The sequence below is a fragment of the Aquabacter sediminis genome, assembly GCF_028863665.1.
GTDB lineage: Bacteria > Pseudomonadota > Alphaproteobacteria > Rhizobiales > Xanthobacteraceae > L1I39.
Map to the genome: position 1 here is coordinate 180,861 of NZ_JARBFX010000004.1, position 20,377 is coordinate 201,237.

Here is a 20,377-nt window from a genome sequence, read left to right on the forward strand (position 1 = left end):
GATCCATTGGTTCGACGAAGGACCGGCTCCTGTCGCCCATGTGGCTCAGCAGATCCGCGGCAACTGGTCGCCCACCAGCATGTCCACGATGCGCGCGCCACCGAAGCGGGTTTCCATCACGACCCTGCCGGGGCGATCGGCGGTGGCGACGCCGATGAGCGCGGCACCCAGGCCGAGGGGATGGGCGTGCAAGGCCGCGAGCGCGGCCTGGGCTTCGTCGGCCGGCACGGCGGCGACCAGCTTGCCCTCATTGGCAAGATAGAGCGGGTCGAGGCCGAGGATCTCGCAGAAGCCCGCCACTTCCGGCCGCATGGGCACGTCCGTCTCGCGGATGCGCACGCCCACTTGGCTCGCCTCGGCCAGTTCGTTCAGCACCGCCGCGACACCACCGCGCGTGGCATCGCGCATCATGCGGATGCCCGGGGCTGCGGCGATGAGGTCGGCGATGAGCCCATGAAGGGCGGCGCAGTCGCTGGCGATCTGCGTGTCCAGCGCAAGATCGCCTCGGGCATTCAGGATGGCGGCGCCATGGTCGCCCAGAAGGCCGTTCACCAGCAGCACGTCGCCGGGCCTCACCCGGTCAATGCCCAGGTGAAGGCCGGAGCGAATGACGCCGATGCCGGTGGTGGTCAGGAAGAGCTTGTCGCAGGCGCCACGCGCCACAACCTTGGTGTCGCCGGTGACGATGGGCACGCCCGCCGCCGCCGCCGTGGTGGCGAGGGAGGTGGCGACCGCCCGCAAGGTCTCCAGCGGCAATCCTTCCTCGATGATGACGGCGCAGGACAGCGCAACCGGGCGCGCCCCGCCCACGGCGAGGTCGTTGATGGTGCCGCACACGGCCAGCGTGCCAATGTCCCCGCCGGGAAAGAAGAGCGGGTCCACCACGAAGGAATCCGTGGTGAAGGCGAGGCGGTCGCCCTGCGCCACAAGGGCTGAAAGGTCGAACCGCGCCTGGTCCTCCGCCGCGCTCGGCGCCCCGCCCGCGAAGGGCCCGCGGAATACCTCCTCGATCAGGTCGCGCATGGCCGAGCCGCCGCCGCCATGGGCCAGCGTCACCTTGGCGCCTGTGACGGGCCGGGCGCGCCGGCTCGCCGCTTGAAGCGGAACGGCCGGCGCGCTCATGCCGCCCCCCGCAGGCCGGCATACTGATAATAGGCCGCGCACGCCCCCTCGGACGACACCATCAGCGCGCCGAGCGGCATGTCGGGCGTGCAGGTCGTGCCAAAGGCGGGGCAGGCCCAGGGCTTGGCGGCGCCTGTCAGAACCTCGCCGCAGCGGCAGGCGGCGGGGTCAGCCACCTTGATGTCGGGCACCGCGAACCTGGCCTCCGCATCGAAGGCGCGATACGCGTCCCTCAGCCGGACGCCCGAACCGGCGATGGAGCCGAGCCCGCGCCACTCGAAGGTGGGACGGGGCTCATAGACCTCATGAACCGCCTTGAGCGCCGCCGGATTGCCCGCTTCCGGCACCACGCGGGCATATTGGTTCTCGATCCGCGCCACGCCCGCATCCATCTGCCGGATGACCATCAGGAGGGATTGCAGCAGGTCCACCGGCTCGAAGCCGGACACCACCAGCGGACGGCCGAATTCCTGCGCGATGAAGTCATAGGGCGCGGTGCCGATGACCATGGAGACATGGCCTGGCCCGATGAAGCCATCAATGCCGAAATCGGGCTGCTCCAGCAGCGCGCGCAGCGTCGGGATGATGGTGATGTGGTTGCAGAACAAGGAGAAGTTGGTGATCTCCTCGCGCGCCGCCCGCAGCACGGTGAGCGCGGTGGAGGGCATGGTGGTCTCAAAGCCCAGGCCGAAGAACACCACCTCCCGGTCCGGGTGCCGGCGGGCCAGCGCCAGCGCGTCGAGGGGGGAATAGACCATGCGCACATCCGCCCCATCGGCCTTCGCCTGGAGCAGGCTCTTGCGCGAGCCGGGCACCCGCATGGCGTCTCCAAAGGTGGCGAAGATGACCTCGGGACGCTCGGCGATGGCGACGCAATCATCCACCCGCCCCATGGGCAGCACGCAGACCGGGCAGCCGGGGCCGTGGACGAACTCAATGAGGTCCGGCAGCAGCCCTTCCAGGCCATAACGGAAGATGGCGTGGGTGTGCCCGCCGCACACTTCCATAACGCTGACCGGCTTGTCCCGGCCGCGCCCCAGGCGCACGCAGAGCGCCTCGATCTCGCGGATCAAAGCGGCGGCAAGGGCCGGGTCGCGGAATTCGTCCACATAGCGCATGGCTTATCTCCCTCAGCCCGCCTTCGACAGCAGCTCGACGCTGCCGGTGCGCATGGCGTCGATCTCCGCCTCCGCCTCGCCGATCTCGGAGAGCACCTTCAAGGTGGCGGCGGCCTCCTCCTCGTCGATGCGGCTCATGGCGAAGCCCACATGGACGAGCACCCAGGCGCCGATCAGATCGTCAAGCAAGGCGCCGGGCTCGGCCACGCACACCACGTCGACCGTCCGCCGCACGCCCGAGACGTCCACCACCGCCAGCATGGCCTCTGCATCGGCTATGGCGACGATGCGGCCGGGAATTCCAAGGCACATGGCAGGTCTCCTAATGGCGGGCGAGGGGGCGGCCGGGGGCAATGCCGTAGCGGTCGAGCTTTGCGCGGAGGCCGACGCGGGAGAGGCCGAGCTCTTCCGCCGCCCGGCTCTTGTTCCAGCGACAGCGCACCAGCGTTTCCAGGAGGATGGAGGCCTCCATGCGCTCGATGCGGTCTTTAAGCGGCCCATTGTCCGGCAGGGCAATGGCGGCGGCCTCCGGTGGCGGAGCGGCGGCGGCACGCAGGACATGGGGGGAGAGCAGGTCGGCGCCCAGCAGCGGCTCGGTGGTGAGCACCAGCATGCGCAGCACCTCGTTCTGCAGTTCCCGTACGTTTCCCGGCCAGTCATAGGTGGAGATGCAGGCGAGCGCCTCCTCCGTGAAACCCTTGGCGGCCTTGCCGTGCTGGGCGCACAGAGAATCCAGGATGGCGAGTGCCAAGGGCTTCAGATCGCCCCTTCGCTCCCGCAGCGGCGGCATGGTGAGCACCATGGCGCTGAGGCGATAGAACAGGTCCTCGCGGAAGCGGCCGGCCTCCACCTCCTTGACGAGGTCGCGGTGGCTGGCGGCCAGCACCCGCACATTCACGCGCTTTGCCTCGTTGGAGCCCACGGGGCGGATTTCGCCCTCCTGGAGGAAGCGCAGCAGCTTGACCTGGAAGGCGGGGGAGACGTCGCCGATCTCGTCCAGCAGGATGGTCCCGCCATCTGCCTGGTCGAGCAGGCCGATGCGGGTCACATGGGCGCCGGTGAAGGCCCCCTTCTTGTGGCCGAAGAGTTCGCTCTCCAGCAATTCGTCCGGGATCGCTCCGCAATTGACGGCGAAGAAAGGCCGCTCGGAGCGCAGGCTCGAATAATGGATGGCGCGGGCCAGCAATTCCTTTCCTGTGCCCGTTTCGCCCTGGATCAGCACCGGTACGTCGAAGGCCGCCACCTGCGCGGCGCGGCGGCAGGTGGCGTTGAGCGGGCTGCCGGCGGCACGGATGAGGGTGTCGAAATGGAAGTTCTGCGCCACCTCCGCCCGCTTGCGGGCAAGGCGCGCCTCTGCGGTTGGGGCGGCGAGGCGCAGTTCCAAAGAGAGCCGGTCATGCTCGCGCTGAAGGGAGAAGAGGTGCGCGGCGTTGCGGGCCACCAGCAGCAGCTGGTCGGGATGCCAGGGCTTGCTCACATATTGGTAGATGCCGGCCTCGTTGATGGCGCCGATCATGTCCTGCGGGTCGGTATAGCCGGTGACGATGACCCGCACGATTTCCGGCCAGCGCTCGCGCACTTCGGTGAGGAAGGCAACGCCCGGCACTTCCGGCATGCGCTGGTCGCAGAAAATGGCCTGGATCCACTCCGCCTCCAGGATGCGGCGGGCCTCCGCCGCGCTCAGCGCCGTGAAGACCTCGAATTCTTCGCCCAGCACGCGCGCCATCACCTCCGCCGAGCGGGGCTCGTCATCCACCACGAGGAGGGCAGGGCGCGTCGACATGGCTCAGGCTCCGATCGCGCTGCGCAGGGCCTCGGCACGGGCCTGCGCGCCGGCGGCCAGCGCATCGAGGCGCGCCGCGCGGGCTGTGGCAAGCCAGGCGAGCCAGGGGGCAAGGCCAGGTCCGCCGCGCGCGGAAACGGTGAGGATCTGCGCCTGCGGATTGATGCGGGCGACGTTGGCCCGCAGCAGCTCTTCCGACACGTCCAGGTGGGGCAACAGGTCCGCCTTGGTCAGCAGAACCACGTCGGCGGTCTCGAAGATGTCAGGATATTTCAGCGGCTTGTCCTCGCCCTCGGTGACTGAGAGCAAGGTGGCGCGCTTGGCTTCGCCCAGATCAAAGGCGGCGGGGCACACCAGGTTGCCCACATTCTCGATGAACAGGACGCCGCCGGGCGGCAGCGGCAGGCGCTCCATGGCGTGACCCACCATATGGGCGTCCAGGTGGCAGCCCTTGCCCGTATTCACCTGAACCGCCGGAACGCCCACGGCGCGGATGCGGTCGGCATCGTTGGAGGTTTGCTGGTCACCCTCAATGACCGCGCAGGGATAGCGTTCGGCGAGCGCCTTCAAGGTCTCCACCAGCAAGGTGGTCTTGCCCGCGCCGGGGCCGGCCAGGATGTTGAGCGCCAGAACCCCGCCCTCGGTCAGCCGCGCGCGGTTGCGGGCGGCGAAGCGGTCATTCTTGGCGAGGATATCCTGCTCCAGTTCCAGGAGACGGGGGGCGCCCGCCGGAGCGGCGTCGGCGTGGGCATGGTCGTGAGCGTGATCGTGGGCATGGCCATGGCCATGATGGTGGTGATGACCATGGCCGTGGTGGAGAACGTGATCGTCGTGATGATGGGCATGTGCATGGTGAGGATCATTGTCATGCTCATGGGAATGGTCATGACCATGTGCCTCATGACCATGCGCCTCATGGCCATGCGCCTCATGGCCTTGCGCCTCCTGGCCTTGCCTGGCTTCGCCCCAGGGGCCGGAAAGGATGGCGGCGTCGGTGCCGCAGCCGCAGGTCACGCACATCACAGCACCTCCAGGTCCTTGATCTTCATGTCCGTGCCGCCATTGGGCAGCAGGCGTTCCCCGCCGCAGCGCGGGCACGGGTCCAGCCGGCCCGCCAGCGGCACCGTATCATTGCAGTCGAAGCACCAGGCGGTGCCCGCTTCCTCCAGCACCACCAGGTCCGCCCCCTCGGCGGGCGAGCCGCGCATCACCACGTCGAAGCCGAAGCGCAGCGCCTCCACCTCCACCCCGGCGAACCGCCCGATGGCGAGGCGCACCCGCGTGACCCGGGAGAAATTCTGGGCGCGGGCGGCATCCTCGATGGCGTCGCGCAGGCTTTCGCATATGGCCATTTCGTGCATGTCAGGCCTCTAGGTGCCCAGCAAGGCGCACCGCCACGCAGGGATTGACGGCGAGAAGGGAAAGCCGTGCGATGAGGCCCGACTCTGCCCGCGCGGGAATGGCGTCGAGCATGCGTTCCAGCAGCCCGCCGGGCGTCAGCGTCCAGCGGCTGGGTGCCAGCATTCTGTAGGACACCACGCGCCCCTCCGCCACGTGGGCGCGATGGACCAGCATGCCGCGCGCCGCCTGGGCGAAGCCGATGCCGTGGGGGCGGGCGCCGCTCAAGGCCTTGGGCGCAGAGGGGCCGAGGCACGCGGACAGGTCCAGGATGCGCGCCAACAGGCGGGCAAAGAGGCTCGGGCCGTCGCGGGCGATGAGAGCCGCGAGGAGGGGCATGTCGCGCACGCGGGCAAGAAGGGTGGCGTCTCTGGCCGGCGCGGCAGTTTCGTCCGCCAAGTTGGCTTCTGCCTCCACGAGGGTGAGGTCCGGCAGTTCCGCGCGTGCCCAGGCGGGATCGAGGGCGGCGACACGCGCCAGGGAGCGCGCGGTGGCTGTCTCTCCGCGCGCCAGGAGGGCGTCCAGCTCTGAGGGCGAGAGGTCGCCCAGCGATAGGACGTCGGGCGCTTGTGGGCCGAAAAGATGGCTCGTCACGCGGGCGGGGGCGTCTTTGGTCTGCAGGAGGGCCAAGCCCTCATTGTCGCGCGCCTCGCCCAAGGCCATGGGCAGGTGATGGAACAGGAACAGACCATGCTCGCGGGCGATCTCGGCGCGGATGGCGTCCCCGCTTCCACCGGAGAGGCCCAAAGCGGCAGCCGCAGCCGCGCCTTGAGCGGCGGCGCCCACATTATAGAGGCGCGGGATGAGCGCCGCCGCCTCTTCCGGCACGCGACCGAGCAGCACCCGTTCCGCGTCCGGCATGGGCGCGTAGGTGAAGGGCCGCGCGGTGCGGGCGGCCATCACGAGGTCGCCTCCCGCCGCGCCGCGCCCGCGCCGAAAATGAGGTCGCGGCGGGTGGGGCGGACCGGGGCGGCCGGCGCGTCGCTCGGCGCGCCGGCAGGGGCCGTGTTCGACGGTGCTGCACCCGTCTCTGCCTCTGCTGCGCGCGCCTCCGCCTCGCGGGCCTCGGCTGCGGCGATCTCGGCCTCGCGGCGGCGGCGGATCTCGCCGGTCTGCGCGCCTTCCTCGCGGATGTCGGGATCGAACAATGCGCCCAGCGCCGCCTGCGCCGTCTCCACCGCCTGGAGCATGGAGGAGAAGTCGAACATGGGCGAGAACAGCGAGCAGGCTTTGTAGGGACCCACTTCCGGCCGGTTGGCGCCGAGGAATTCGTACCAACCGGATGGGAACTCGATGAGTTCCTTGGCGCCGGTGGCCAGCGCCGACCAGTCGTCGTCCGGCCCGGGCAGCAGTACCAGATTCATGAACCAGGGGGTCACCAGCACGCCCAGCGCGCGGCCCTCATGGGGCCGGAACCCCACCGCCTTCACGCCCAGGGTCTCGTTGACCATGGGCACGCCGCGCATCTGGCCAGCATGGATTTCCCGGAAGGCGGCCTCCAGGCGCGGCGGCACAGCGGCGATGATGGCCTTCAGCCGCTCGTCCTGCTGCGGTGTCACGGCGGCTGGCGCGGCATCGGCGGGCACGTCCAGCACCATGAATTGGTCCCGTGCGCCGTCACAGACCGGGCAGCGCCAATGGTCGGGCAGGTCGGCGAAGGCCGTGCGAGGGGGCACCTGCCAGGTCTCGCAGCCTTCCGCCGGATCATAGACGTGCCAGCAGATCTTGCATTCGAGCCGGGTGGCGGGCGGCAGGTCCGCGCCGCCCGCGCGCAGCGAGCCTTCAAACCGCGCCATGGCCGTCCTCCTGTGCACCCATCAGCGTCTCCAGCACCTCGGCGAGGCGTTCGGCGGAGTCGGCGAGGTCCTCGGGGGCGGCGGCGGCCACTTCCGGCAGGCGGGTGATCTCGATGGTATCGAGGATCAGCATGTCGTTGGAATTGTAGTAGCGCACCCGCCACACATCCTTCAGCGCGCAGGCATCGATGCGGCAATTGCCATAGCCGCGGGACAGGATGGTGAGGCTGCCTTCGCCCAGCACCGTTTCGATCAGGGCGAGGTCTTCCGGCGTGTGGGGGAGGAGCGAGAAATTGATGACGTGGGAGATCCCGTCTCCGGACAAGGCCTGCGCCTTGTGCACGATCTCTGTGATGACCGGCGGGGCATTGAAGATGCCCGGCGCGGGCACGGAGAGGGCGGGGAGATCCACCGTCCAGCCTGGCCGGAAGGCACGAACCAAAGCGCCGCGCGGGAAGGGGCCCACCTCGATGCGGTCGACACCGCCGGCGCCGCGCACACGCCAGACGCCGGCGAAGGTGGCTTCCTGGATCTCCAGTGGCGCGTCGCCGCTCACCTTCACCGCCACCTCGCCCTCGCCCAGGCATTCATCGATGAGCGCGCGATTGGCTGCGTCCAGTGGCGAAACCGCAAAGGAGGCGTGCGCCCCGGCGCGCCAGTTCTGCAGCGCCTCCCAGACCTGCGTGAGCAGGTTGAGCGCGGGCGCCAGGCGGCGGGTATCCACCGCGTCTGGCACATGCGGCTCGAATACCCGCATGCCGGAGGGCAGGGGCATGTAGGCGAGCCCGTCGTCCTCCTGCGGCTGACTGCCGGGACCGAAGCCGATGGGGGGCTGGGTGGCGAAGGGGGAGGAGGCCATGGGCGGCTCGCGAACGGGGTCAGTGGGTGGAAGTGGGCGGCAGCAGGGCGGAGAGGCGGGCGAGATACTCGTCCCAGTCCCGCATACGGGCGACGGACCCTGCGACGGCGCCTGCGCGCACAACCACCAAGGCCGGCAAAGCGAGGCCCAGGGCGCCACGCAGTTCGGTCTCCAAGGCGGGCCCCGCCACCGCGCCGGTGAGGCGGGCGCCGGAGGGATCGAGCGCCTTAACCAGTTCCGGCAGCACCACCGCGATGTCCGGTGTCTCCAGATGCGCCTTGGCATGGGAGGGCAGGAAGAGGAGCACATCGCGCGGCTCGACTAGGGCGTCGAGCGCTTCCGCGTAGGCATAGCCGTGGCAGGCCAGGAGCCGTTGCACCAGGGGATGGAGCGTGGAGGCGGGGGGAGGGGGGGCGGTGTCGAGCATCAGGCCTCCTTGTGGCCGGCGGCATAGGCGGCGGCGAGATGGGGCGGGAGCTGCGGCTCCCGGTCGAGATCGGCAAAGGCACGCTCGAAAATTGCGGGGTCTTCACCCGCCATCACCGCCGACAAGGCGGCCAGCGCCTCGGCGATGCGGGCGGCTTCCTCCGGGTCGAGATGGCTGCGGGCGGCGCCCAGGAAGACGAGGAGATGGTCGCCCACCTCCGCCTCCGGCACCAAGGAGAGGTCCACTGGCTGCGGGCCATCGGCCCCGGCGCACAGGCCGGCATCGCCGGAGCGGGAGATGAGGCGCATGGGGATGCCGACGCACATGGCTCAGGCTCCCACGCCGCGGGCCAGCACGCGGGCATCGCCGATGCGGCAGGCGTCCTCTGCGCTGGGGCGGCCGGCCTCATAGGCGGCCCGCGTTACGGCGGGGGCAAGAATGTCAGGGACTGAAGCGGCGCGCGGTCGGGGATCGACGTCGAACTCGGTCCGCAGGAGACCGACCACGTGGTCCGCCGCCGGCGCCACCTGGGCGGCGACACCTTCCGTCAGGCCGCCGCCATAATCGTCGAGCGTGTGGGGCTGCACCCCCACAAGGACGAGGCGGCGCGGCGCGCGGCCACGCAGGCGCAGCAAAGCCAGCACCTCCTGGAAACCGGTCTGGTGGAGGCTGACCTTGCGGGCGGACAGGGCGACGGGAACATCCTCGTCCCGCACCACATGAAGGGTAGTCGGCGGCAGGCCATAATCCACCGCATCGAGGATGATGACCGTGTCGGCGTCTTCCAGGTGGGGCAGCAGGTAAAGGCCCTGCGTGCCGCCATCCAGGAGGCTCACCGTGTCCGGGAAATCATAAGTGGCATCCAGGTGCTCGACGGTGCGCACGCCGAAGCCTTCATCCGCCCACAGGATGTTGCCGATGCCGAGTATGAGAATGCGTTCGTCGGCCATGGCGACGTTTTTCCCCTTGAGCCTCCCGGCGCGGTCTGACGCCGCGACTTTCGAACCGTTTCAATTCAAAAGCCGTGCCAGCCGGGCGACAGAGGAAAGACCCCTTGCACCGCAAGCCTTTCCCGGCTCGGTTCAGCGCAAGGGAAACATAGGGGTGGAAGGCTGTCTTCCATTTGGATCAAAAAACGGAAGGAAAACGACCGGGGCCACGTTCTGCCCCGGTCGGGCGTTCACTCCGGATCGTCGTCCCGGAACGTGCGGTAGCCATTGGTGATGGCGGAGATCATGGTCTGGCGGGACATGATGTCCTCGCGCACCACCGAATAGACGTGGATGATCACGAAGAGGATGATCACCCACATGCCCAGGTGATGCAGCGTGTGCACGGACAGGCTGCCCCCAAGCAGGGGGATGATCCAGCCGAACAGCTTGTCCTGCCAGGAGCCCAGTCCCTCGCCCTCGGAATAAAGGGCAAAGCCGGTGCCGATCATGAAGGCCGAGCCCAGCACCATCACGAAGAAAAGGAAGGTCTGGGCCAAGGGATTGTGGCCGGTGAACTTCAGTGGCCGTGTCTTCAGGAAGGCGTACCACTGGGCTTCCACGAACAGCCCGCGCCAGAAGCTCTTGCGCCAGAACGGGAAGGTGAAGAGCTCGCGGGAATAGGTGTTGCCGAAGAAAGCCCAGATGATCCGCCCCACAAAGCCCACGGCGAAGATGTAGGCGGCTGCGAAGTGGATGAAGCGGATGGTGCCCATCATGTAATGGGCGCTCGCTTCGCCCGACAAGGTGGGGAGCGGCGAGCCGATGAGATAGCCGGTGATGCACAGCACCACGATGGACAGCGCATTCACCCAATGCCAGAGGCGTACTGGCGCCTCATAGACATAGACCGTGGTCAGCTTGCGCCCCGCCGGGTCCCGTTCCGCCGGAATGCCGGCGGCGGGGGGAGAGGCGGGGGCGGGCAATGCGGGGGAGGCATCCGACATGGCCGCCTCCTCAGCGCACGGTGACGCGGGCGAGTTCCTCGCCGCCCGGCGACATCACATGGGTGGAACAGGCCAGGCACGGATCGAACGAGTGCAGCGTGCGCAGGATCTCCACCGGCTCTTCGGGGCGCATCATGGGGGTGTTCATGAGCGAGGCTTCGAAGGCGCCGATATTGCCCTTGGGATCACGCGGCCCGCCATTCCAGGTGGTGGGCACCACGCACTGATAGTTCTCGATCCGCCCGTCCTTGATCTTGATCCAGTGGCCAAGGCCGCCGCGCGGCGCGGCTACCGTGCCCACGCCCTTGGCTTCCTTCGGCCAAGTCTTGGGGTCCCACTTCTCCATATTGGCGGTGGCGGTGTCGCCGGCCTTGATGTTGGCGATGAGGTTGTCGAAGTCGCCCAGCATCATCTCGGCGCAATAATGGGCCTCCAGCGCGCGCGCCAAGGTCCGGCCGATGGTGGTGGGCAAGGCCTGCTGGGGCGTGAGGTTGGTGCCGGCGAGCGCATTGAAGCGCCCGAGCGCCTCGTCCACCTGCCCCTTCACATAGGGCACGCCATGGGCATAAGCGAGGATGTAGCGTGCAAGCGGACCCACTTCCACCGCATTGCCCTTCCAGCGCGGCGCCTTGATCCAGCTGTACTTGGCCGCCTCGTCCACCGCCTCGATATTGGTCTTGGTGCCCTTGGCGGCCGGGCCCAGCTCATATTTGGGCTCTGTCACGCCGTCCCAGGGATGCAGGCCCTTGTCATTGTTGCCGGCGCCGTAGCTGTACCAGGAATGGGTGACGAACTCTTGGACTTGCGCCGGGTCGCGGGGATCGATGGGATGGATTTCGTTCCAGTTGCCATTGAGGATCACGCCGCCGGGCAGCCGGTCGGTGGATTTCTGGCCCTGGATGGCTTCGTAGTCGCCATAATCCATCACGTTGGTGGCCGAGAGCCCGCCGCCATAGAGCCAGCCCTTGTAGAAGGAAGCGATGGCGATCACGTCCGGCACATAGACGTTCTTGGAGAATTCATAGGCTTCCTGAAGCTTCAGCTTCACGAAGTTGAGCCGCTCCATGTTGAGCGGGGCGCCCGCCGACATGTCCCCTTCCATGTTGATGGCGCAGGGCACGCCGCCCACCATGTAGTTGGGATGGGGGTTCTTGCCGCCGAAAATGGTGTGGACCTTCACGATCTCCCGCTGGAAGTCGAGGGCTTCCAGATAATGGGTGACGGCGAGAAGATCCGCCTCGGGCGGCAGCAGATAGGCCGGGTTGTCCCAATAGCCGTTCTTGAAGATACCGAGCTGGCCGCTTTCGACAAACTTCTTCAGCCGGTTCTGCACGTCGCGGAAATAGCCGGGGGACGACTTGGAATGGTCGGAAATGGCCTGCTGGAGCGCGGAGGTCGCCTTGGGGTCGGCCTTCAGCGCATTGATGGGGTTCACCCAGTCGAGCGCATGCAGGTGGTAGAAATGGACCACATGGTCATGCCACTGCAGCACCTTCGCCATGATCTCGCGGATCAGGAAGGCGTTGTTGGGGATCTTGATGGCGAGGGCGTCCTCCACAGCGCGCACCGAGGTGAGCGCGTGGCAGCCGGTGCACACGCCGCAGATGCGCTCCACGAACGCCCAGGCGTCGCGGGGGTCGCGGCCCTTCAGGATCACCTCCAGCCCGCGCCACATGGTGCCGGTGGAGACCGCGTTGCGGATGACATTATTGGCATCCACATTCACCTCGCAGCGCATATGGCCTTCGATGCGGGTGACGGGATCGACGACGATGCGGCGGCCGGACGTGTCCAGGCTGAAGCCGTTGGGGGTCTGGATGGTCACTTGGCGCCTCCCTGGTCATGGGGCGTGGCGGAAGAGGCGGGCGGCGGCGGGGCTGCGGGCTTGGGGCCGTCCCCCTTGTGCTGGGCGCGCTTCAGCGCGCTGACGGCGGCATGGACCGCAACTGCGCCACCCACGATGCCGGCGGCGGCAAGGCCCACCTGGTCCGCATTGGCCTCGATGCCGAAGCCCTCGCCCTTCAGGTCGGTGAGGCGGGCATACCAGGATCCCTTGTCCCAGAAGCCGTCTTCCGAGCAGCCGATGCAGCCATGGCCAGCCTGGATGGGGAAGGACACGCCGTCATTCCAGCGCACGGTGGAGCAGGCGTTATAGGTGGTCGGGCCCTTGCAGCCGACCTTGTAGAGGCAATAGCCTTTGCGCGCGCCTTCGTCGTCGAACTGCTCCACATACTGGCCGGCATCGAAGTGGGGACGCCGGTAGCATTTGTCGTGGATGCGCTGGGAATAGAACATCTTCGGCCGGCCCTGGCGGTCGAGCTCGGGGATGTGGTCGAAGGTGAGCATGTAGGTGATGACGCCGGTCATCACCTCGGCGATGGGCGGGCAGCCCGGCACCTTGATGATGGGCTTGTCGAAGATCACCTCGTGCACCGGGGTGGCGCGGGTCGGGTTGGGGCGGGCGGCCTGGACGCAGCCATAGGAGGCGCAGGAGCCCCAGGAGATGATGGCCGCCGCGTCCTTCGACACCTTCTTCAGCTGGTCGACGAAGGGCTTGCCGCCGATGATGCAATACATGCCGTCTTCATTGAGCGGCGGATTGCCTTCCACGGCCAGGATGTAGCGGCCCTTATACTTGGTCATCACCTCGTCGAGGATGGCTTCCGCCTGATGCCCCGCCGAGGCCATGAGGGTGTCGTCATAGTCCAGCGAGATCATGGACAGGACGACGTCCTTCACCAGCGGATGGGCCGAGCGGATGAAGCTCTCCGAGCAGCAGGTGCATTCCAGGCCGTGGAGCCAGAGCACCGGCAGGCGCGGCTTGGTTTCCATGGCATGGGCGATTTTGGGCGCGAATTCCGGCCCGAGGCCAAGCGCGGCGGCGGTGAGCGAGCAGTATTTCAGGAATGAGCGGCGGGTGATGCCCTGCCGCCGCATGACGTCATAGAAAGTTTCGAGGCCGGCCATGCGGCGTCCCTCCCCGGTGGAACCTCGCGCTGCCGGCGGGGCTGAGCCCCTTGTGGTCCCGTGCGCGCTTGGGGATGTCTTCAGCAACCGCCGTGCCACAGATTGGAACTGTTGCAAGTCAAGGCTTTCGGCATGTGCGGAGGGTGCGCGAGGCGGAAAGCGGGTTCCCGGTGGACGAGCGGGGCGGAAAGCGCGTGACCGGTCAGGCCGTGTGCCGCGCCGCCGCCACCACCGCCTGGCCCAGCGCCAGACCGCCATCATTTGTGGGCACATTGGCCGAAGTGAGCACGCGCAGGCCCGCATTTTCCAGGCGCAGGCTGAGGCTTTCCATCAGCCGGGCATTCTGGAATACGCCTCCGCACAGCGCCACCGTGCTCAGCCCCTCGTCCGTGGCGATGCGCAGCGCGGCCTGCGCGAATGCGTCAGCCACGCCGTCATGGAAGCGGGCGGCGAGGGTTGCCGCGGGTGCGTCCGCGGCTCGGTCGGCGAGAGCGGCGCGCCAGAGCAGGCTGGGATCGATCTCCAGGAGGTCCTCTCCCACCAGGCCGTTGCGCACCTCGATGACCATGGGATAGGGCGCCCGCTCCTGCCATCCTGCCGCCGCCTCCAGCGCCATCGCCGCCTCACCCTCGAAGGAGAGGCGATCGGGGGCAAGGCCAGCAAGGCACGCCATGGCGTCGAACAGTCGGCCGGCTGAACTGCTGAGCGGCGCATTCAGCCCCTTCCGGGCCATGGCGCGCAGGGTGGAAAGGGGCTTTCCGGCGAGGAGTTCATCGGCCGCCGCCCCTTCGCCCGCCGCGTCGAGATGCGCCAGCAGCATGCGCCAGGGCTCGCGATTGGCGGCATCGCCCCCCAGCAGCGGCACCGGCTTCATGCGGCCACGCCGCACGCTGGAAAGATAATCGCACACCAGGATTTCACCGCCCCAGACCGTGCCGTCGGTGCCGTGCCCGAGGCCGTCGAGCGCAATCCCCAGCACCCTGCCGTCCGCGCGCCGCCAGCCTCCTTCCGCCATCACCGCCGCCACATGGGCATGGTGGTGCTGGACCTCGACCAGTGGCAGGCCGTGCCGTTCAGCGAGATCGGCGGCGAAGCGGCTGGGGAAGAGATCGGGATGGAGGTCGCAGGCGACCGCATCGGGCCGATGGTTGAACAAGGCGGAGCAATCGACCAAAGCGGTTTCGAAGGCCTCGGCGGTCGCCGGCTCGTCAAGGTCGCCCAGATGCTGGGAGAGCAGCGCACGCCCGCTTTGCGTCAGGCAGAGCGCATTCTTCAATCCACCCCCGGTGGCGAGAATGGCCGGGCTTCCGGCGAAATCCTCCGGCAAGGGGAGGGGAATGGGGGCAAGGCCGCGCGCGCGCCGCAACACCCTTTGCCGACCACCCACCACCTGCACGACACTGTCGTCGAGCCGGCGGGCGATGGGCCGGTCATGGGTCAGGATGGCATCCACAAGGCCGCTGAGTTCGGTGCGGGCCTCGTCATCGCGATAGACCTGCGGTGCATTGGAGCGGTTGGCGCTGGTCATCACCAGCGGGCCGCCGAAGGCCTCCAGGAGCAGGATGTGAAGCGGGCTGTAAGCCAGCATCAGGCCGAGCCGCTGCTGGCCGGGTGCCACGGAGGGGGCGAGGCTCACCTCATTGCGGTGGCGCAGCAGCACCACGGGGGCAGCGGCGCTTTCCAGGGCTTCGGCTTCCAGAGGCGCCACATGGCAGAGCGCGCGGGACGCCGGAAGATCCGCCACCATTATGGCGAAGGGCTTGGCGGGGCGGTGCTTGCGCTGGCGCAGCTCGGCAACCGCCGCCTCATCGCAGGCATCACAAGCGATGTGGAAGCCACCGATGCCTTTCACGGCGAGAATGCCGCCCGCCTTCAGCCGCGCCACTGCCGTCGCGAGCGCCTCCTCTCCCACAAGGGAGGGCGCGTCCGCCGCCTGGAGCATGAGGCGTGGCCCGCACGTCGGGCAGGCTACGGGCTGGGCATGGAAGCGTCGATCGGCGGCGTTCTCATACTCGGCACGGCACTCCGGACAAAGGGCAAAGGCCGCCATCGTCGTGCGCGCCCGGTCATAGGGCAGGCCGGTAACGATGGAAAAGCGCGGGCCGCAATGGGTGCAATTGGTGAAGGCGTAGCGGAAGCGGCGGGCGGGGGGATCGGCCATCTCGGCCCGGCATGCGGGGCAGGTGGCCATGTCCGGCACGATGCCCACGCTCACCTCGCCGGCCGCGCTCTCTATGATGCGGAACCCGTTTTTCGGTGGCGGCGCGGCGGGCGTGCAAACGATGCTTTCGACGCGGGCGAGGGTGGGGGCCTCGTTGCGCAGGGCCTGTTCCAGGGCCACGAGGGCGACGGGCGGGCCACCCGCATGGATCACCACCCGCGTGCCCTCATTGGCCACCGTGCCGTGAAGGCCCAGCCTCTCTGCGAGACGCCAGACGAACGGCCGGAAGCCCACGCCCTGCACGATACCACTGACGATGATCTGCGCGCCTGCGTCCTCCGCCATGGTCGCCTCAATGCACCGTGCAGACCATGCAGGGGTCGAAGGAGCGTACGATATGCTGCACGGAGAGGGGCGTTTTCTCTCCTGCCTCCACTTGCGCGCCCACGAGGGCCGCCTCCAACGGACCGGGGATGCCTTGCGCGTCGCGGGGAGAGAAGTTCCAGGTGGTGGGGGCGATGATCTGGTAGCGGGCGATGCGGCCCTTCTCCACGCTCAACCAATGGCCGAGCGCGCCGCGGGCCGCCTCGGTGAGCCCTGCTGCCTGGCCATTGGCGGGATTGACCCCTTCCGCGCACCAGGGCGCGTCGGGTTCAAGCGCGCGGACCCAGGCTTCCATAGCCATGAGGGTGCGCGCAGTCTCCAGGAGGCGGGCGACCACGCGGGAATAGACGGTGCCACCACCCTCCGCCACCAGGGCGGTCAGAAGCGGCTGGCCATCCACCACCTGCCGCGCCAGCGCGCCAGTCTCGAACGGGCGGCCGAAGAGGCGCGGCGCCTTGCACCAGGTGTAGCCGGTCTCGTCCGCCGCATCAGGCAGGGTGGAGCCGGCGAAGGGATGGTGCGGGTGACCGCGCTCCTCCATGCGGGCGAAGGTGTGATCCTCGGTTATGCCTGCGGGATCGAGCGTGCCCCGATGGCCCTCCGCCACGATGCCGGCGGCATAGAAGGGGCCATCCGCGCCCGGATAGGCGCCATGGCTCAGGAAGCGGTCATAGGCTCGCCCCATGCGGTCAAGCCCGAGGTCGGCGGCGATTTCCAGGAACAGGCGAAAATCCCCGTCCGGCCCGTTCGCGCGCCAGGCTTCCAGTTCCAACGGATCGGATAGCTCCGCCACCTGCTCCAGCGGTGCGCCGAAAAGCTGGGCCTCCAGCACCCCACGCACGGCGCGCAAGGTGGCGAGGAGGCGCATCTGGTCGCGCCGGTCGGCCCGCCGCGTCACCCCGCCGGGCTGGATGGCCAGGGTGTGGGGCCAGCGGCCGGCGAGCAGGCCCAGCACATGAAACAGTGTCGCCCGCGCCTCAACCATGCGGCGCGCGCTGGTGCCGCGCCCAGCTTTGAAACGGGCTTCGGCGGCGGGAAACCAAGGCCGCCCGGCATAGGCGGCGCGGGCGAAGTCCGGCATGAAGAAGAGGTGGAAATGGGTGAGATGATCCGCCACATTCTCGGTCGCCACCAGGAGATTGGTGGCGATGCGGCCGTTTTCCGTCGGCCCGATGCCCTGCAAGCCCGCCAGCGCCAGCGCCGCCGCCTGGGATTGGGACACCGAGCAGATGCCGCAGATGCGGGGCGCGATGATGAGGGCATCGCGCGGATCGCGCCCCTCCAGGATGCGCTCGAAGCCGCGAAACAGGGGCGATGACACAAAGGCCGCCCTCACCGCGCCATCCGCCACCTCCAGGCGCACTTCCAGGTCGCCCTCGACGCGGTTGAACGGGCCGACAATCAGCCGGCGGGGAGCCTCTTCCGCCCCCGTCTCCAGGATGCTCATCGCCGCTTGATGTCCCGCACCGTGGGCGGCACCACCGGATGGTCGCTGACCGCATTGCGCTTCAGCCGCTCTGGCGTGGCCGCCTTGGCCAGCGACGACAAGGCGATAAACCACGCCTTGGGCATGTCGGTGGGCAGGCCGATGGGAATGCCGGCGATCTTGGGCGTCTCCAGGAAGGGGTGGCCGGGCTCCTCGAATTCGGGCGCGGTGCAGTTGATGCAGGAATACCCGCCACGGGTGCAGGAGCCTTCGCCGTTCCAGGGCCTTGTATTGCAGTCCGCATGGGCCTGGGTGCCCAGGCAGCCCAAATGCTCCATCATGCAGCCGAGGTCTGAGAGCTTTTCGGCGCTTGCCTTGTATTCATAATATTCGTTGCGGGTGCAGCCGTGATGGACCAGATGGTCCGCATAGAATCGCGGCCGGCGATAGGCGTCCAGATCCTGCGGCGAAAGCAGCCCCGCCGCCAGCAGCATCAGCGTTTCCGTCACCCAGTTGGGGTGGGTGGGACAGCCCGCCACATTGATGACCGGCAGGCCCTCCCGCGAGCGGAACGAAACGCCCAGCGCCCCGCCTTCCCGGCGGCCGTCATATTGCAGGCCGCAGGCATCGGTGGGGTTGAGACCCGCGGCCGTCACCCCGCCATAGGCGGCGCAGGTGCCCACCGCCACCACGTATCGGGCAAGCTGAGCCAATTCGCGCACCCATTCGATGGTGGCCCGCCCCGTGCCGGCGAGCACGTGGAAGCGCCCGGTGCCGTTGGGCCCGCGTAGCAGCGCACCCTCGACGCAGAGCGCATCGAGCACGATCTCGCCGCTCTGGATGCGGGAGAAGAGGTCGAGCACCTCGTCCCCCGTTTCCTCCGAAAGACTGGGGTGCCACAGGAGCGAAATGCCGGCGCCCTCCAGCGTGGTCATCAGGTCCGGCCCTTCGGCGCAGAGCAGCGACATGGTGCACCCGCCGCAGCCGCCGGACTGGAGCCACAGCACGGTGAATGGGGCGTGCAAGGTGCCGGAGAAGGTGGCAAGGCCGCTCATGCGGGGCCTCCTGGGCGAGGCGCCTCGCCGCGGGCGGCAGGCAGGGACAGGGTCAGCACCGCACCGCCCTCGGGATGATTCGCGGCGGTCAGTGCGCCGCCATGTTCGGCGGCGATGCGATAGGAAATGGACAGACCGAGACCGGTTCCCTTGCCCACCGGCTTGGTCGTGAAGAAGGGGTCGAACATGCGGCAGGCCACCTCGTCGGGCAAGCCCGGGCCGGTATCGCGGACGGTGAGCACCACCTTGCCGTTTTCCTGTGCGCCGGAAATCTCCAGGCGGCGCTCCGGACGGCCCTCCATGGCATCCGTGGCGTTCTGAATCAGGTTCATCACCAATTGGTGGAGATGGCCCGGATGGCCCTCCACCTCAAGTCCGTCGGGCAGGTCGATGCGGGTCTCGATGCCCGGCATCTGGGCCTTTGCCACCCAGTCGAGAGCCGATCGGACCAGAGGACCCATGTCGAAGATCTCCAGCGCCTCGCGCCGGTCGGCGGAAAAGCGGCGCAGGTCTGCCACGATGTCCCGCACCCGCTCGGCGCCTTCCAATATGCCGGCGAGCGTGGCGGGTAGGTCGGCGCGGGTGTGATCGAGCTTGAGGGACGTCCGCAGTGCCTTCAACTCCGCTGGTGCCGCGCCGCGCTCCACCGCGTCGAGAAAGGCGGAGATGCGGTCCGTATAGCGCTTCAAGGCGTGGGCGTTGCCATAGACGAAGGAGATGGGATTGTTCAGCTCATGGGCGACGCCCGCCACCAGGCGGCCGAGAGAGGCCATTTTTTCCGCGTGGACCAGTTGCTGCTGAGCCTGCTTGAGCCCCTCATGGGCGGCGGCCAGATCCCGGTAGGCCTTGCGCAGCTCGCCCACAGGCCGACCCATGAGGACCATGCCCACGGCGCGGCCGCGGGAATCAAACCGCACCGCGCCATTCACAGACACCGGGAAGGGCCCCTCGGGCGTGGCGAAGGCGAAGTCCGTATCGACGATGCGCTGGCGTTGGGCGACGATGGCAAAGACGTCGGCGACACGGGTGGGGGAGGATGGGTCGATCAGGTCGGCGAGCGGCATGTCCTGCAGGGCGGAGCCCGGCCGCCCAAAGAGGCGTTCGGCTGCCACATTCACCTGCTCGATCCGTCCGGTGAGATCGCTGGCGATCAGCACGTCCGTCATGGAGGCCATGATGCCGGCGATGAAGGCCTGCGCTTCCTCCAGAGCCTCGTTCTTGGATTCCAGTTCCACCTGCTGAGCGAGCAATTCGGCGTAAGTCTCGTCCATCTTGCGGATGACAGAGATCCAGGCCTGCTCGGTGTCCCGTTCGCCCGCTTCGTCCGGTGCTCCAAGTCCCGGCGCGTGTGCGCCACCCCCGGAGGGGGAGGCGGCATCGGAAGGCGCGCGGGAGGAAGGCATGGCGTCTCGTCAGGAAAGACCAAGAGCCATGCTACCCCCGGAGGCTGCCCGGCGACAACAGCGCCGGGCAGGAGAGATGTCACCAGCGCGCCCAGCTGCCGGGCACGAACACCCAGACGCCGCCGCGATTGACCCAGCGGGCGCCGACATAGCGGTAGCCGCGCCGTGCCGGAATCCAACGGCCAGGCACCCAGACGTACCGCCAGCTGCGCGCGCTCCAGGTCCAGTGACCCGGCGCCCAGACGAAGCCCGGGCGAGGTGGGGGCACCCGCTCCCAGCGTGCGGGCGGCGGCGGCGGGGGGCGGCGGCCGGGGCGGGGCCCGCCGGGGGGCGGCGGTCCGGGAGGGGGAGGACCGGGCGGTCCGGGCGGAAACCAGGGCTGGGCCTCGGCCTTGCCGGCCAGGGCCGCCAGCGGCGCGGCGGCTGCGGCGGCGACGAGGCCCTTCAGGAAGCGGCGGCGTTCGATCATCAGTTCTTCCTTCTGCGCGCGCCATTCGGGCTGCGGCGAGACCGGCCGGGCCGGTTCCGCCGGCCTGGAGCGG

General features: G+C 68.5%; 20 protein-coding genes. All 20 read right to left on the reverse strand.

Annotated features, from left to right (window positions below; translation table 11 throughout):
• Nucleotides 1-45 precede the first annotated feature (45 nt).
• The 20 genes from hypE to PV781_RS09320 all read right to left on the reverse strand — a co-directional run bounded on the left by hypE (nucleotide 46) and on the right by PV781_RS09320 (nucleotide 20,304).
• Nucleotides 46-1,122: a hydrogenase expression/formation protein HypE gene (hypE, locus tag PV781_RS09225; RefSeq protein ID WP_274775335.1), complete on the reverse strand. Its 1,077-nt coding sequence runs from the start codon at nucleotides 1,120-1,122 to the stop codon at nucleotides 46-48.
• The gene (gene hypD / locus PV781_RS09230) at nucleotides 1,119-2,240 is read right to left on the reverse strand and encodes a hydrogenase formation protein HypD (RefSeq protein WP_274775336.1); all 1,122 of its coding nucleotides are present in this window, start codon (nucleotides 2,238-2,240) and stop codon (nucleotides 1,119-1,121) included. Before hypD ends, hypE begins: the two co-directional genes overlap by 4 nt.
• A gap of 12 nt (nucleotides 2,241-2,252) precedes the next feature.
• Nucleotides 2,253-2,552 carry a HypC/HybG/HupF family hydrogenase formation chaperone gene (locus PV781_RS09235; protein ID WP_274775337.1) on the reverse strand — a complete coding sequence of 100 codons (300 nt, stop codon included), beginning with the start codon at nucleotides 2,550-2,552 and terminating at the stop codon, nucleotides 2,253-2,255.
• 10 nt (nucleotides 2,553-2,562) lie between these two features.
• On the reverse strand, nucleotides 2,563-4,023 hold the full coding sequence (locus tag PV781_RS09240) for a sigma-54-dependent transcriptional regulator (RefSeq protein ID WP_274775338.1): 1,461 nt from the start codon (nucleotides 4,021-4,023) through the stop codon (nucleotides 2,563-2,565).
• 3 nt (nucleotides 4,024-4,026) lie between these two features.
• Nucleotides 4,027-5,043 (reverse strand): hydrogenase nickel incorporation protein HypB, encoded by a 1,017-nt coding sequence (gene hypB, locus PV781_RS09245; protein WP_274775339.1) that lies wholly within the window; start codon nucleotides 5,041-5,043, stop codon nucleotides 4,027-4,029.
• Nucleotides 5,043-5,384: a hydrogenase maturation nickel metallochaperone HypA gene (gene hypA, locus PV781_RS09250; protein ID WP_209103747.1), complete on the reverse strand. Its 342-nt coding sequence runs from the start codon at nucleotides 5,382-5,384 to the stop codon at nucleotides 5,043-5,045. Before hypA ends, hypB begins: the two co-directional genes overlap by 1 nt.
• A gap of 1 nt (nucleotide 5,385) precedes the next feature.
• Nucleotides 5,386-6,321, reverse strand: a complete 936-nt coding sequence (locus PV781_RS09255; protein ID WP_274775340.1) for a nickel-dependent hydrogenase large subunit — start codon at nucleotides 6,319-6,321, stop codon at nucleotides 5,386-5,388.
• Nucleotides 6,321-7,217: a [NiFe]-hydrogenase assembly chaperone HybE gene (hybE, locus tag PV781_RS09260; protein ID WP_274775341.1), complete on the reverse strand. Its 897-nt coding sequence runs from the start codon at nucleotides 7,215-7,217 to the stop codon at nucleotides 6,321-6,323. Before hybE ends, PV781_RS09255 begins: the two co-directional genes overlap by 1 nt.
• Nucleotides 7,204-8,076 (reverse strand): hydrogenase expression/formation protein, encoded by an 873-nt coding sequence (locus tag PV781_RS09265; protein ID WP_274775342.1) that lies wholly within the window; start codon nucleotides 8,074-8,076, stop codon nucleotides 7,204-7,206. The genes hybE and PV781_RS09265 overlap by 14 nt, the downstream gene beginning before the upstream one ends.
• Nucleotides 8,077-8,095: 19 nt before the next feature.
• Nucleotides 8,096-8,503: a thioredoxin domain-containing protein gene (locus tag PV781_RS09270; protein WP_274775343.1), complete on the reverse strand. Its 408-nt coding sequence runs from the start codon at nucleotides 8,501-8,503 to the stop codon at nucleotides 8,096-8,098.
• Complete coding sequence (locus PV781_RS09275; RefSeq protein ID WP_274775344.1) at nucleotides 8,503-8,829, reverse strand: HypC/HybG/HupF family hydrogenase formation chaperone; 327 nt, start codon at nucleotides 8,827-8,829, stop codon at nucleotides 8,503-8,505. Before PV781_RS09275 ends, PV781_RS09270 begins: the two co-directional genes overlap by 1 nt.
• A 3-nt stretch (nucleotides 8,830-8,832) precedes the next feature.
• Nucleotides 8,833-9,453: a HyaD/HybD family hydrogenase maturation endopeptidase gene (locus PV781_RS09280; RefSeq protein WP_274775345.1), complete on the reverse strand. Its 621-nt coding sequence runs from the start codon at nucleotides 9,451-9,453 to the stop codon at nucleotides 8,833-8,835.
• Nucleotides 9,454-9,683: 230 nt separating this feature from the next.
• Nucleotides 9,684-10,439 (reverse strand): Ni/Fe-hydrogenase, b-type cytochrome subunit, encoded by a 756-nt coding sequence (cybH, locus tag PV781_RS09285; protein WP_274775346.1) that lies wholly within the window; start codon nucleotides 10,437-10,439, stop codon nucleotides 9,684-9,686.
• Between the two features lie 10 nt (nucleotides 10,440-10,449).
• Nucleotides 10,450-12,264 carry a nickel-dependent hydrogenase large subunit gene (locus tag PV781_RS09290; RefSeq protein WP_274775347.1) on the reverse strand — a complete coding sequence of 605 codons (1,815 nt, stop codon included), beginning with the start codon at nucleotides 12,262-12,264 and terminating at the stop codon, nucleotides 10,450-10,452.
• Entirely contained in the window at nucleotides 12,261-13,406 is a 1,146-nt protein-coding gene (locus PV781_RS09295) for a hydrogenase small subunit (RefSeq protein WP_274775348.1), read from the reverse strand. The genes PV781_RS09290 and PV781_RS09295 overlap by 4 nt, the downstream gene beginning before the upstream one ends.
• Before the next feature lie 202 nt (nucleotides 13,407-13,608).
• A complete protein-coding gene (gene hypF, locus PV781_RS09300) occupies nucleotides 13,609-15,912 on the reverse strand; it encodes a carbamoyltransferase HypF (protein WP_274775349.1) in 2,304 nt (767 codons plus the stop codon).
• Nucleotides 15,913-15,919: 7 nt separating this feature from the next.
• On the reverse strand, nucleotides 15,920-17,398 hold the full coding sequence (locus PV781_RS09305) for a nickel-dependent hydrogenase large subunit (RefSeq protein WP_274775350.1): 1,479 nt from the start codon (nucleotides 17,396-17,398) through the stop codon (nucleotides 15,920-15,922).
• The gene (locus PV781_RS09310) at nucleotides 17,395-18,432 is read right to left on the reverse strand and encodes an NADH-quinone oxidoreductase subunit B family protein (protein ID WP_274775351.1); all 1,038 of its coding nucleotides are present in this window, start codon (nucleotides 18,430-18,432) and stop codon (nucleotides 17,395-17,397) included. Before PV781_RS09310 ends, PV781_RS09305 begins: the two co-directional genes overlap by 4 nt.
• Nucleotides 18,429-19,835: a sensor histidine kinase gene (locus tag PV781_RS09315; protein ID WP_274775352.1), complete on the reverse strand. Its 1,407-nt coding sequence runs from the start codon at nucleotides 19,833-19,835 to the stop codon at nucleotides 18,429-18,431. Before PV781_RS09315 ends, PV781_RS09310 begins: the two co-directional genes overlap by 4 nt.
• A gap of 79 nt (nucleotides 19,836-19,914) precedes the next feature.
• The gene (locus PV781_RS09320; RefSeq protein WP_274775353.1) at nucleotides 19,915-20,304 is read right to left on the reverse strand and encodes a twin-arginine translocation signal domain-containing protein; all 390 of its coding nucleotides are present in this window, start codon (nucleotides 20,302-20,304) and stop codon (nucleotides 19,915-19,917) included.
• Nucleotides 20,305-20,377: the final 73 nt, after the last annotated feature.